This window comes from Cupriavidus sp. DL-D2 (assembly GCF_039710735.1).
Classification (GTDB): domain Bacteria; phylum Pseudomonadota; class Gammaproteobacteria; order Burkholderiales; family Burkholderiaceae; genus Cupriavidus.
Window position 1 is genome coordinate 1 of sequence record NZ_JBDKXK010000071.1, and the last position, 12,828, is coordinate 12,828.

Annotated in this window: 12 protein-coding genes; 2 read left to right on the plus strand and 10 right to left on the minus strand. The window is 62.2% G+C overall.

The window, feature by feature from the left end:
• Window positions 1-18 precede the first annotated feature (18 nt).
• The 8 genes from ABDB81_RS26360 to ABDB81_RS26395 form a co-directional block, all read right to left on the minus strand.
• Window positions 19-840: a DUF2235 domain-containing protein gene (locus ABDB81_RS26360; RefSeq protein WP_346814011.1), complete on the minus strand. Its 822-nt coding sequence runs from the start codon at window positions 838-840 to the stop codon at window positions 19-21.
• Window positions 837-1,733 carry a DUF3304 domain-containing protein gene (locus ABDB81_RS26365; protein ID WP_346814012.1) on the minus strand — a complete coding sequence of 299 codons (897 nt, stop codon included), beginning with the start codon at window positions 1,731-1,733 and terminating at the stop codon, window positions 837-839. Before ABDB81_RS26365 ends, ABDB81_RS26360 begins: the two co-directional genes overlap by 4 nt.
• Window positions 1,734-1,812: 79 nt before the next feature.
• Window positions 1,813-2,628, minus strand: coding sequence for a DUF3304 domain-containing protein (locus ABDB81_RS26370; RefSeq protein WP_346814013.1), 816 nt, complete (start codon window positions 2,626-2,628; stop codon window positions 1,813-1,815).
• On the minus strand, window positions 2,612-3,169 hold the full coding sequence (locus tag ABDB81_RS26375) for a hypothetical protein (RefSeq protein WP_346814014.1): 558 nt from the start codon (window positions 3,167-3,169) through the stop codon (window positions 2,612-2,614). Before ABDB81_RS26375 ends, ABDB81_RS26370 begins: the two co-directional genes overlap by 17 nt.
• 117 nt (window positions 3,170-3,286) lie before the next feature.
• Window positions 3,287-4,210 carry a DUF4123 domain-containing protein gene (locus ABDB81_RS26380; protein ID WP_346814015.1) on the minus strand — a complete coding sequence of 308 codons (924 nt, stop codon included), beginning with the start codon at window positions 4,208-4,210 and terminating at the stop codon, window positions 3,287-3,289.
• 480 nt (window positions 4,211-4,690) lie between these two features.
• Window positions 4,691-5,416, minus strand: coding sequence for a dienelactone hydrolase family protein (locus tag ABDB81_RS26385; RefSeq protein ID WP_346814016.1), 726 nt, complete (start codon window positions 5,414-5,416; stop codon window positions 4,691-4,693).
• A gap of 195 nt (window positions 5,417-5,611) precedes the next feature.
• The gene (locus ABDB81_RS26390) at window positions 5,612-6,025 is read right to left on the minus strand and encodes a hypothetical protein (protein ID WP_137925475.1); all 414 of its coding nucleotides are present in this window, start codon (window positions 6,023-6,025) and stop codon (window positions 5,612-5,614) included.
• A 287-nt stretch (window positions 6,026-6,312) separates the two neighbouring features.
• The gene (locus ABDB81_RS26395; protein WP_237380633.1) at window positions 6,313-6,885 is read right to left on the minus strand and encodes a phospholipase D family protein; all 573 of its coding nucleotides are present in this window, start codon (window positions 6,883-6,885) and stop codon (window positions 6,313-6,315) included.
• Window positions 6,886-7,131: 246 nt separating this feature from the next.
• On the opposite strand from ABDB81_RS26395, the gene ABDB81_RS26400 reads away from it, so the two are divergent.
• Window positions 7,132-7,338: a dodecin gene (locus tag ABDB81_RS26400; RefSeq protein WP_137925477.1), complete on the plus strand. Its 207-nt coding sequence runs from the start codon at window positions 7,132-7,134 to the stop codon at window positions 7,336-7,338.
• Between the two features lie 16 nt (window positions 7,339-7,354).
• On the opposite strand, the gene ABDB81_RS26405 is transcribed toward ABDB81_RS26400, so the two are convergent.
• Window positions 7,355-9,031: a POTRA domain-containing protein gene (locus ABDB81_RS26405; RefSeq protein WP_346814017.1), complete on the minus strand. Its 1,677-nt coding sequence runs from the start codon at window positions 9,029-9,031 to the stop codon at window positions 7,355-7,357.
• Window positions 9,032-9,173: 142 nt separating this feature from the next.
• The gene (locus ABDB81_RS26410; protein ID WP_346814018.1) at window positions 9,174-10,601 is read right to left on the minus strand and encodes a collagen-like triple helix repeat-containing protein; all 1,428 of its coding nucleotides are present in this window, start codon (window positions 10,599-10,601) and stop codon (window positions 9,174-9,176) included.
• Between the two features lie 677 nt (window positions 10,602-11,278).
• On the opposite strand from ABDB81_RS26410, the gene ABDB81_RS26415 reads away from it, so the two are divergent.
• Window positions 11,279-12,472 carry a collagen-like triple helix repeat-containing protein gene (locus ABDB81_RS26415; RefSeq protein ID WP_137925480.1) on the plus strand — a complete coding sequence of 398 codons (1,194 nt, stop codon included), beginning with the start codon at window positions 11,279-11,281 and terminating at the stop codon, window positions 12,470-12,472.
• Window positions 12,473-12,828 lie beyond the last annotated feature (356 nt).

The following is a 12,828-nucleotide window of genomic DNA, read 5'->3' on the forward strand; positions in this document are numbered from 1 at the left end:
TCACGGTGGACGGAATATTCAGCCTGCCGCTGCTGGTCCATTCAAAGTGACCGTCGAGTATCGGGGCGGAGATGATGCCATTGGCCGAGTCCGGTAGTCCCACCGACGCAACGGTGTCAAACAGTCCGACGAAGTTGACACCATAGGAAATGCTGTTGGCGATCTTGCTCTTCGGCGCCCAGTCGTTGACGAGCTTGTGGACAAAGACGCGAGCGGCGGCTGCGCCCGAGAGAAACCAAACACGTTGATCCAGACGTGCTTGATCACGCGGTTGCGCTGCCCATCTTCCTTGCGGTTCCGCTGGGAGATCGCAACGATGTTTTCCTTGTACTTGAGGTCTGGCGACTGTCTTCCCTTGTCGAGATCCTCGCAGATTTTCTTGGCGGTCGGGTCGTCCATGAGCGTCGCATCTGTTGATCCCATGATTGCGACGTAGATTGCCGACAGCACTCTTGTATAGCCCCATGCACACCGTTTGGCGAACCCCTTGGCGAAGGCTTTTCCTTTGTTGTGATACGTGTGTTCGCCAATCTCTGGAAACGGTGTTCCGACGCCAACTATGTAGAACTTGAACTTGTTCGCCTCAGGGTGCTCGATCGCCGCATTGAACAACCGCGCGACATTGGTGTGTGATTCTTCGTTCTGGGAATCCCGCCATTCATTGTTCTCGTCATCATTGTTGTTGGTGCCGTCGAAGAACAGGCTGATATGCAATGTCCGTTCACAACTGCATAGCGGATCGGTAACCTTGCCCTCTCCCCACTTGAAAGCGTTGAGGCTTTCCGGCAGACGGCCCTCACCGGTCTCCGGCATCCTGGCCGGCCAACGTAGGATGTTCATTCGGTGTTTCCTTTCAGACAATCCGCCTGCGATGCAGAGGCATTGCGCCGGCATCGCTCCGCTGCTTCTCGCTCCACTACCTTGCGGACAAGTTCTTCGGTTTCGATGGCCTCCGCTTCGACGATTGCTGCCTGTCGTAGCTCCTCCAACACTTGGCGACGCAGTTCCACCGCTTCGATTCCCGATGCAGAAAGCGCTTCCGTTTCGGCTTGCGCCGCCCTGCGGCGGAACTCGGTCGCCGTGGCCTTGGCTACCTTGCGCCGGTACTCCGCTGCTTCACGCTGTATTTTTTCGTCGATGACACCGTGCGCGATATACGGGTCGTCGTCAGCAGGGCGTTCCCAGACGCTGTAGGGGGAATCGGCACTGTTGTCTCTCACCATCACCTTCACCCGGTTGTCGGGCAGGAAGATCGCCCACATGCCCGCTGTTTGCCGTGAATACTGAGGAATGGGGGCTTCGGCCACGTAATGCGTGGCAGGGGTCTTGCCATCTGCAACTTTCTCCGCTCTCCAGCGGATCGTGACTTTCATGCCCGGTTTCCAGACTTCGGGAATACCGGCGCAACACATTTCCTTCCCCCCGCCACGCGGGCCTTTTTCGTTGGCACGCCAGATGTTCGGGCCGCCCCCCCTCATCCCGTTCTCCCCAGTGAAGCTGAAGCCGCCGATGTAATGCGGCGTATAGTTGCGTCCCCTTACGCCGCCCGGATTCACTACCGGCGCCAGTTCATATGTGGCCGCTGATGATCCCGCAGACCGGCGCGTTAGGTCGCCATCGGAACAGCCAAGCAGGAAGGTCATAGCCAGCCCTGTTGTCAGGACTTTCAGACGACTCGGCGACGTCTTTCGATCGACTGCCTTGGGGTGCGAAGTTGGATGTCGTACGCTCATGATGTCGATTCTGTATTGGTGCAATCCGCCTCTGACGCCGAGGCGTCACGCCGGCATCGCTCCGCTGCTTCGCGCTCCACTACCTGCCGCTGAAGCCTCTCTTTCTCGACCGCCGTTGCTTCTGCAACCTCGGCCAATCGGCGTTCCTCCGCAGCAGTTGCAAGCAGTTTCGTCGCTTCGTCCGCTGTAGCGTCTTGCGCCTCGGCTTCCATTGCGGTCGCCCTTCGGCGGCGCTCTCTCGCTTCCATCTCGGCATTCCGGTAGCGACTCTGCAGTAGCTTTCGATTTGCGTCTTCGTCGCTAACACCCTGTGCCACATAGGGGTCACATCCGCAGGCCTGACATCAAGGCTGTTACGTCCGTTGGCATTGCCATCCCGCACCATGACCTTCACCCGGTTGTCAGGGAGGAAGATTGCCCACATCCCCGCCGTCCGCCGTGCGTATTCCTGAACGCGGGCTTCGGCCACGTAGTGCGTAGCAGGTGTCTTGCCATCTGCTACTTTTTCTGCACCCCAACGGATCGTGACCTTCATGTCCGGCTTCCAGACTTCAGGAATGCCGATACAGCAAGTCTCCGCGCCTCCACCAGCCGGGCCGTCGCCTTCCGCACGCCGGATGTTGGGACCACCTCCTCGCATGCCGTTTTCTCCGGTGATGCCGAATCGAACGATGTAGTGCGGCGTGTAGTTGAGTCCGCTGACACCGCCCGGATTCACTACCGGTGCCAGTTCGTATGTGGCCGCGGGCGATCCCGCGGACCGGCGCATCGGGTCGCCATCGGAACAGCCAAGCAGGAAGGCTGTAGCGAGAGCTATCGTCAGGGCTTTCAGGTAGCTCGGTGGGATCTTTTGATCGACTTTCCCATGGCGGGCAATCTCATGTCGTGCGTTCATGATTTCGATCCTCGGTCAGTGCAATCCGCCTGCGATGCAGAGGCGCCACGCATGCATCGCTGCACGGCTTCGCGCTCGACGACCAGCGGACGAGCCCTCTGGTATTGACGGATTTCCCTTCGCCCCATGGATCAATGAGTCCATGGCCAGCGATTGCACCAGGGGTGGCAGTCGACGCTGGCGCCCGCCCCAGCTTCAACGGCGACCACGGATGCGTTGCAAGCAATCGACCGCCCAATGCCACTGTCAGCACTGCGACGATCACGAGCAGTGTGCCGCGGCCAGCTTTCCTCTCTCCTTCGGCGGGGTGGGGTGGGGGTTCGCTTTGTTGACCTGGCGGAGTCTGCTGCCCGTTTTCTGTCCGCTTGGATTTTTCGGGCGTGTAGCACAAGCCGAAAGCGGCCCCCGCGATCACACTCAACCCCAGGAAGGCTAGCGCCGGCACGATAAGGGCAATTAACCCGTATCCATAGTCCTGTGACGAGTTCATGATCCAATCCAAGATCAAAACAATCACCACTCCTGAGACGACGAATCCCACGGACGCTCCAAGTAACGTCCACACTAATCTTCCTATTACCTTCCATACCAACATGGGCCTCTCCTTTAAACGGTGCGACTTCCCTCTTTTTTTGTGTCCTGTCTACGGATGGGCTCCTTACCTGCCGGCCGCAAGTTCCTCCCACACATAGTCCGGCAACGCGTCGATGCACTCGACAAGCTCGGCGCCAGATCGCATGCGTGCCTCGAGTGCTTGCCGAATATGGAGGTGTTGGTCGAATGCGAAGCCGTATTGGTAGCTGAGTTCGCAATACCTGAGGCGACACTGGGGCGCTGTGAGACCCCATCGGGCAACCTGCCGGTATCGCGGTATGAAATTCTCGAACCGCGTGACGTAGAACCCGCTGCCGTCGACGAATCCGCGTTGGATCAGGCTGGACAGCATCTGGTCCGGCTCGCTGTGCGCGCTCAGGTAGTCCACCTGTCGCTGGTTGAGCCTGATATCTACCGGGGTCTTCAGCATGTCTGCATACCGGGCGCCGCCCCCGGTGCATTGCCAATGCCGCGAATGTCCGCGGTACCTCCATTGATAAATCGGGGCAATCAGCTGCTCCGAGACTTCGGTACCGAAGAGTTCGATACAGACGGCAATATTGCGAGGATCGAAGTAGCGCACCAGTGACGTGAGTCCTTCGCTCAGGTCTGCCAGCAGGAACTGCTGAAAGTGGGTGGCGAGCGCGTCGATACTGGCATCGCTGAAGATCAGCGAGATGCAGGGCATCTTCTGATCCAGCTCATCCAGCCGATTCATCCACTCCGGTGGATCGTCATCGATGCGCGCCAGGAACAGCGAGGCATCTTCGGCGCGTTCCTCCGGCATCCCTTCATAGACATTCCGATACGCCGGCGCTTGTGCAATCAGTGGAGCAATTTCGGCAGGAAACTGTGCCCCGTCGGCCAGCACATAGATCGGCATTCTTGTCGTGACAGGAAAATTCGCTTTCATATTCATGAGATCGGCTTTTGCGCGAACGGATTCGACATGCCGGGCATTGAATCGGCACGGTTCGATGCGGTGCATGTGAGCTGGATTTGCCAGCGCGGGCAGTGCGGACTCAGGCTATTTGAAACGGGATAGACAGGCAATTTGCATGGCGGCCTGACTGTTGTGTGACTGCCAAAACGATAGCGATTGGTTTTCCCATTTCTGGATCGAACCGAATCGTTCCATTGGCATGGAAGATAGTTGAATCTTTAATTTGAAGAAAAATTACGTAGAAAATCCGAATCGCTATCAGAAAAATAGGGCGTTCTATCTAAGATCCTAATCTCACCTATCTGGTAAATAGGAATTCACTCAAAGTGAAATTAAATTTACTTAATTCAGAATTTAGATGGGAAATATGCCGTGACGAATGTCAGGCTGCAGAAGGAGAAGCATCCGTTGCAGCGCGCCACCCATTGCAGGCGGCGCCCCACACGGTTGAAACAGGTCCGCTACGGCGTGTAGCGGACCTCAAGGCAATGTGGATAAATCAGCGCATCGGATGAATGTGTGGCCTTACGCCAACGCATTCGCCAAAAACACCAACGCGCGTCCATGCGCCAGTGCAGCCGCGCGCTGGTTGTACGAACCACGCGCCCAGCAGTTGAAGCCGTGGTCGGCTTGCTCGTAGACGAAGATCTCGGTGCCGCGCTTGCCGGCGACGGCCTGGCGCACCTTCTCGACGTCCTCTTGCGGGATGTGGGAGTCGATGGCGCCGTAGTGGAATTGCACGGGCACGTTGAGCGCGGTGGCTTCGTGCAGATGGTTGTGGATGCCGCCGCCGTAGTACGGCACGGCGGCGTCCACCAGGCCGCGTGCGGCGGAGAGGAACGATGTGAGTCCGCCAAAGCAGAAACCTACGGCCGCCACCTTGCCGCCCTGGCCGATCTCGTTGCGCAGGGCGCTGACCGTGGCGGCGATATCGCCAAGGGTGTCTTCAAGGTTGACGGCCTTGTACAACGTCATGGCCTTTTCCCAGTCTGGTCCGGTGTAGCCCAGTTCCACGTGCGGTTGGGAGCGCCAGAACACGTCGGGGGCGAGCACCACGTAGCCGTCGGCGGCGTACTGGTCGGCCACGGAGCGGATATGTTCGTTCACGCCGAAGATTTCCTGCACGAGCACGATGCCGGGGCCGCCGGGTTGCTTGCCGGCCGGGGGCAGGCTCAGGTACGCGTCGAAGCTGCCAGCGGGGGTGTCGATCTTGATCCAGCGGCTGTTGGGATTGTTGGGCGTGGTGGTCATGGTTCCGCAGACTCCGGGAAGGGAATGGAAGCGCAAGTGTGCCACTGCGGCGGCGATCGTGCAGGGTCAGCGCGAAAGCCGTCGCACAAAAAAATATGCCGGCTCCGCGGGGCGGTAGCCGGCATGGCGGCCGCCCGGAGGCGGCTCAGTACAGCTTGATCAGTACAGCTTGATCGCTACGTTCCGTGCCGAGGCTTACCAGCGCATCTGCACGTTCTTGTCTCCGGTGGCAACCGTCGTACGCTTCGACGTGCCCTCGTAGGTGGCTACTACCTGATACGACGCATGCGGGCCCCGGATCAGGCAGCGCGGGCCGGTCGAGGTGAACTCCGCCACCTGCTTGCCGTTGCGCATCAGCTTCACGTTGACGTCCGAGAGGAACTCGCCGCGTCCGCCCTGCGTGAACAGCAGGCCCATGTCGTAGTGACGCGCCTCGGCGCGCATCTCGGCCTGTTCGTCTGCAGCCACGCCGCCACAGACGTAGGTGAACGGTCCGGCCGTCGATGTTGTCATGTCCGCCTGCGCGGGCATCGACAGACCTAGTGCCACCGCAGCCGCGCCAGCGGCGCACCACAGGCGCCTACGGATTGCTGGATTTTCGGTTTGCATCGCTTCCTCCTGCCTCGGGTTGGCGGGATGGCGCGACACAGGCCATGCGGCAGGTGCATGGCCGGGCAACAACCAACAACTTGTCGCGCGGCATCCGCAGATACGTTACCCGTAGTAGATACCGCGGTGCAGCAGGTCGTCTGTCAGCGTTTGACTGATCTTCCTGCGGGAAGACGTCGGGGCATGCGCGAATTAGCGGGGTGTTCGGACCGCAATCGTCCGGCCACGCCGCGTATGAGAGGCGCTGCTCACTTGGCGCCCCTATGGTGTTCCCGGATTGGCCCGCTTCAATACGCCGAGGACTTGCCGTAACGCGTGCGCCAGTTGTCCGAGTACGCCTTCACCACCGCGCTGTCGCCGCGAATCAGCATGCCGTTCTCGGCATTGCGCTCCTCGGCGGATTTTGTGAAGTTGAACGATCCGGTGAACACGGCCTGCTCGTCGAACACCATCACCTTGTTATGGGCGATGGCCGGCTTGGTATCGATAACGACGGCGATGCCCGCGTTCTTGAGGAAGGTGGCGCTTGTGTAACGTTCGGACGACTGGCTCTTGTCAACAATGACACGAACGTCCACGCCACGCTGGTGGGCTTCCACCACGGCCTTGGCAATCTCCTTGTTGGTGAAGGAGTACGCCTGAATCAGCAACTGGCGGCGCGTGCGATGAATGGCATCGACGATCATGTCCTGGCAACTCGGGCCGTCAGGCACGAAGCACAGTGTGTACGTGCTGCCTGCAGCGAACTGGCTGGTCTGCGGGCGCGGCTCGGTCAACGTGCGGGTCAGGTGCTCCAGCGTGGAGACGGTGCGGGCCTGGGCGGTGCCCGCTGCGGATGCGATGGCGAGCAGGCCGGCCATAGCAAGCCGCCTGTATCGAGGCAAGGAAAGAAACATCGGGTAACAGGATGAGGGAGGGGAGGGACAGGCAATCGAGGGCACGCAGCGTAACAGGCACCAACCCCGGTCCGCAACAGAAAGTCGGGAACTGCATGCATGCCTTGGGACTCGATCCAGCAGGTGCCTATGATGAAGGCATGCCGTGCGACGCTTTCCTGTGGAGCGTCGTGTCCGAACCTCGTTATCCAATACTGCTGGAGACCCGATATGACCAACCACACCTACAAGCTGGTCGAGATCGTCGGCACGTCGCCCGATGGCAACGATGCCGCGATTCGCAATGCGCTGGCCAAGGCCGGCGAGACCATCAAGCACATCGACTGGTTCGAGGTGCTGGAAATGCGCGGCCATGTTACCGATGGCAAGATCGCGCATTTCCAGGTCACGCTCAAGATAGGCTTCCGCGTGAACTGACCCGCCGCATCGGCGTTCAATCGAACTGGTACGACCAGAGCAGGTTGATACGCGGCGAACGGTGGCTGGCGTTCGTGGGCTTGTCGCCCACGGGCTGCGCCACCGAGATATCCATCGTGTAGTAGCGGCGGTCCGAGAAGCGCAGGCCGATGCCAACCGATTGCAGGCTGCGGTGCGACAGCGAAACACTGTTGGAGTACACACGCGCGATGTCAGTCACGATGAACGGCTGCAGCGTTTTCAGATACGTGAAGTCCACCGTGAACAGGCGGTTGATCTCGAATGACGCGCCCCAGCCCTTGTCGCCCGCCACTTCGCCAGCCGGATAGCCGAGCCCGAAGAAGCGGCCGCCGAAGCTGATCTGCTCGCTCGATGCCAGGCGGTTGCCGCTGTACTGGCCGGCTGCGGAGACCGACATGCCAAAGCCGAAAGGCAGGTCGCTGGCCTGCGACACCGCCAGGCGCGTGCGCCAGAAGCTGAGGTCATTGTTGTTGTTCTCCCGATCCGCGCCGAGCGCGTCGAAGCCCTTGTAGACGCCGAACGTGGCGTTGCGCGTCACGCCGACACCGCGCTGCAGGTACGACACTTCGGCCGTGGCCACGCGCACGCTGGTAGACAACTCAACCTGACGCCCCGCGCCGGGCTGCACCGCCTGCGTGTAGCGCTCGAACTGGTTATTGGCATAGAAGCCGCCCGCGAGTGTCAGCACGTGCCGGTTGTTGAGGATGACCGGATAGCTCAGCGTGCCGCCCAGCCGTTTGGAGTCGTTCACGTAGCGCGATTCGAACCCGATCGGCGCCAGCGAGCTGTTCTGCGGGACACCGCGATAGTGCGAAGCCGTGACCTTGGCGAGCATGCCCTCGGTGCCCAGCGGCTGTGCGTAGGTGGCGGCGTAGTACTCCTCGTTGTCGCGGCCCTTGGGGAACAGCGTGGAGACCGAGAGTTGCTCGCCCAGCGGCGTGAGGCTGTTCGTCGTGGCCGTGGCGATGGCGCGCACGCCGGGCGACATCCACTCCACGCCGGTGCCGAACGTGAACGGCTTGCGCTTGACCTCCAGAATCATGTCGCACGCGCCGTCGGTGGTGGTGGGCGGCTGCACCGTGGCATTGACCTGCATGCCGGGCTGCTGCGCGAGCACGTTGACGTAGTGCTCGAAGCTCTCCTGGCGCAGGGGCCGGTCCTTCTTCAGTTGCTCTGCGATCTTGCGCAGGCGTCCTTCGGCCGGGCCGGGTTTGCCGCGCACCGTGATGTTGGCGACATAGCCTTCCACCACGGTCACCAGCACGTTGCCGTTCTCGAAGCTCTGCGCTGGCACGAATGCGAACGAGAGGGGATAGCCGGCGTCCTTGTACATCTGCGTGACGGCCTCTGCGGCCTGCAGCAGTTCGGCGACCGTGATCTCGCGATTGGCGAGCGGTGCGAACTGCGCGGCGATCTTTTCAAAGGGCAGCGTCTTCGAGCCTTCGATCTGGAAGTGTTTGGGTGTGAGTCGCGCGGCCAGCAGATTCTGCAGCGCCGAATCGGGCCGCTCTACCTGGACGGTGACATTGCTCTGGGCCGGCTTGCTGGGTGCAATGCTCGGCAGGGTCTGTGTGGGATCGCCCTGTACGGGGCCCCGTTCCGCGTGAGACAGGCCGCTTTGGATGACGCCGACGCCGATCAACAGCGCAGCAACGCGAGTGCGTGGTCGCATGGTCTTACCCCTCGGATGAAAACTGCTTTGCGGCTATGGCGTTGCGTGCCACGGGCAGTGGGGATGCCGCTTCCCCACCGCCCACCTCGTGGCCGTCACGCCTGATATGGATGAGCGCTCTCCGGCGCCCGGTGCCGAGTGCCTAGCGCTTGCCGCCCAGTGCGCCGGTCAGGCCGCCGACGAGTCCGCCGACCAGGCCCGTAACAGGCGCCAGCGGATTCGCCGGCTTGGTGCCACCCGTGCTGCCACCGGTGCCAGTGCTGGGGGCCGGTGCGTTGCCGCTGGAGAGTGCGCCGACGAGGCCGGTGACCGGAGCCAGCGGGCTGGCGCTGCTGCCCGAACCGCTGGTTGCGCCCCCGACCGCGCTGGTCAGTCCGCTGGTGATGCCGCTGACGAGTCCGGTCACGGGGGCGAGCGGGCTGGCGCTGCCGCCCGTGGCGCTGGTCAGTCCGCTGGTGATGCCGCTGACAAGGCCGGTCACCGGAGCAAGCGGGCTTGCACCGCTGCCTCCGGAACTACCCAGTCCGCCGAGTCCGCCAGTCAGTCCGCCAATCAGGCCCGTGACAGGTGCCAGCGGGCTACCGGCGCTACCGCCTGCGGGGCCGTTCAAGACACCGCCCACCGAAGCCACCGTAGTGCCGGCGCCCGTGACGATGCCGCCGACACCGGAGACCACGGGAGTGTTGGTGTTAGTCAGTTGCGTACCGGCCGTGGCCAGCGCGCCGCCTACCGTCGCCAGCAGGTTGTTGATGGGTTGGCCCAGGCCGGTTGCCGCGCCCAGGGTCTGCGTGCCGTTGGTCAGCGTGGAAGTCAGCGGCACGATGGCCTTGCTCACGCTGCTGGTCAGTTGTTCGACCGGCCCCGTGGAGAGTGCGGTGCCAAGCTTGTCGCCGACGTTGCCGACCACGCCGCCCACTTGCGAGACCACGCCACCGAGCGGAGTGGTCAGCGCACCGAGCGGTGCCAGCGGACCGCTACCCAGACCCGCCACCGCGCTGCCGGCATTCGTCACGGCGTTGCCAACCTGGCTGACCACGCCGCCCGTGCTGGCCACCGTCGTGCCGAGCGGGTTGGTAGCGTTGGGCATGTTGCCAAGCCCGCTCTGCAAGCCCGTGCCAAGCGTGGTGACGGCATCGCCCAGCGAGCCCACCACACCGGCCAGCCCGTCCTTGGTCTGCGTGGAGACCACCGGAACGTCAGCGTTCTTGATGGCATCGCCCACACCGCTCACGGTGTTGCCTACGCCGTTGACAATGCCGCCCGCGTTGTTGACCACCGTGCTGGTGGGCGTGAGCGGCTTCGGCGTGGTGCCGCCGCCATTGTCTCCACCACCGTCACCATTTCCGCCGCCACCACCACCGCCGCCACCACCACCGCCGATGCCGGCGTTGTCAGTGCCACCCGTGCCGCCCGTCGTGGCCGTGTTGTTCGAGCCGCCCGAACCACCGGCACCGCTCGTACCCATCGACGTGGAACCGCTGCCGCTGGCGCAACCGCCCAGTGCCAGCAGTGACCCCAGCAGGGTCGCCACGAGAATCTGCTTGCCGAACTGTTGTTGTGATTGACGCATGACCGTTGTCCTTTTTCCTTTGGTTTTCCCGACCGAGATTCACGGTCACGCGTCCATTTGAATTCTTGCTGAGTGCGTTGGCGTGCCGTGTTCGTTTCGATAAGCGCAAGCGGTATGCCAATGGTCCGAAAGGATTACCCCGGCACCATACGAAGGAAGGGGAGGTGTGGCGGAAACGTCCATCCGACGCGGCTTTCCGGGCGATGGGTCAAACGCGCGCATGAAGCAGGCGGCGCGGCGCCACACCGCGCCAGGCGTTACGCGTTACGTAACGTGGCCGTGACGAACGGGAACGGCAACGCTGCTACGCGGCCCCTTTCGCGTGCGGCGCAAGGGTTGAGGCATGGTGGGGATGACTAGCGGATGAGGATGAAAAGCGCATGAGGTCCGGCGTTACGTCCGGGGCGTCACGTTACGTAGCACGTAACACCGCGCGCCATCGGTCTGGTACCGCCTGGCCGCCTCGCATGCAATGCATGCCATCGCCCGCAGACCCGCGCCGCGCAAGCCTCTGCGGACCATTGACGCACGGTGCCGACCCGCCGTATCGAACATGCGATTGAGGCTGGCACACCGATTGCGCTACCGGTATCGCAACGCCCTTCCGGCAGGACGGCGCGGGCCACAGGACACGCAGACAGCCAACACTCACAAAGAACATTGAAGGAGAACAGGTCATGAAGTCGACGATGCAAACGCGCGGTCTCAAGATGACGACACTTGCCTGTGCGGCAGTGGTAGTGCTGCTGGCTGGCTGCGCCTCCGGCGGCTCCAGCGGCGGTGCGGCAACGCCCACCACGCCATCCACGCCGACCAATCCCGGCACGAACAATCCGCAACCGACGGCCGAGAACACTTCCACCGGCAAGGTCGTGGAAGGTGCAGGCAATACGGTCGTGGCAACGGGCAACGCCGTGAGCCAGATCGGCCAGCAGATCAAGGACACCAATGTGCCGCTGCTGCCGGCTGGTGCGAAGAACGCCACGGGCGACGTGGTGATCAACGCGGGCAATACGGTCGCCACGCTCGGTGAAGGCGTGCGCGATGGCCTGGGCAAGATGGGCGCTGTCGAGAATCCGCTGGGTGTGACCGTTGCCAACACCGGCAACGTGGTATCGAAGGCCGGCGTGACCGTGGTCAGCGCGGGCGATCTGGTGAAGGCCATCGGCAGCGATCAGCTCGCGCCGCTGGCTGCGGTGACGAACCCCGTGGGCGGCCTCGTGCAGCAAGTGGGTGGTGTGGTGATGACGGGTGGCGACAAGCTCGGCCAGGCGCTGTCCACCGGTCCCGTCGCGCAACTGACCGGCGGCGTCAGCAAGGCCATCGTCCCGTTGACGACGCAAGTGACCAGCACCACGCAGACGCTGGGCGCCGCAACGGGCCTGGGCTCACCGGTGAACAACCTCCTGACGCAACTCGGCAATACGTTGGCCACCGGTGGCGACCTGATTGCCGGCAAGAACTTCCCGATCGTCTCGCCGCTGGGTGGTGTCGTGAACGAAGCCGGCAAGACCGTCGCGGTGACCGGCGTGCTGCTGCATGGCAACGGCACCGTCGGCGGCAATCCGCTTGGCGGCCTGCTCAATACCCTGCCGCTCGGTGGTGCATCGAATGGATCGGGTCCGCTGGCACCTGTGACCGGTTTGCTCGGCAATCTGACGGGCGCGTTGGGTGGAGTGGGTGGTGCCGCATCGGGCAATGGCGCGAGTCCGCTCGCACCGGTGACGGGTCTGCTCGGCACGGTGACCGGCACGATCACCACGACCACCACCACGACGACTACGAGTGCGACGGGTGCGGCATCGGGCAACAACGCCAGCAATCCGCTCGCGCCGTTGACGGGTCTACTCGGCGGACTGACGCGCCACTGATACACGCTGGGCCCTGGATGACCGGGGACTTTCCCTGTCATCCAATTCGATTACTTTACGGTGCGTTGTCGTCCTTACCCCGCGCGGCGCATCCTTTTATTTCGTGCCGTGCGGTGAGTCTGTGCCAGCAGGTGCAGGCCTCCGCACGGCATACCGCTTTTATTGCGCGCTCTTTAACAATTAGCTTCCACTCAACCGAAGAGTGGAGGGCGTCCTGCATTGTTTCAAACGTCTGTCCGCCGTTAAGCTGATTCAACCATGCCTCGTTTGGGGGGTATGGATGAAACAAGCCATGTCTTATAAATTGTTCACCAGCAGCAAAAACAACATAAGCGCCACAAATAGCAATTAGATGG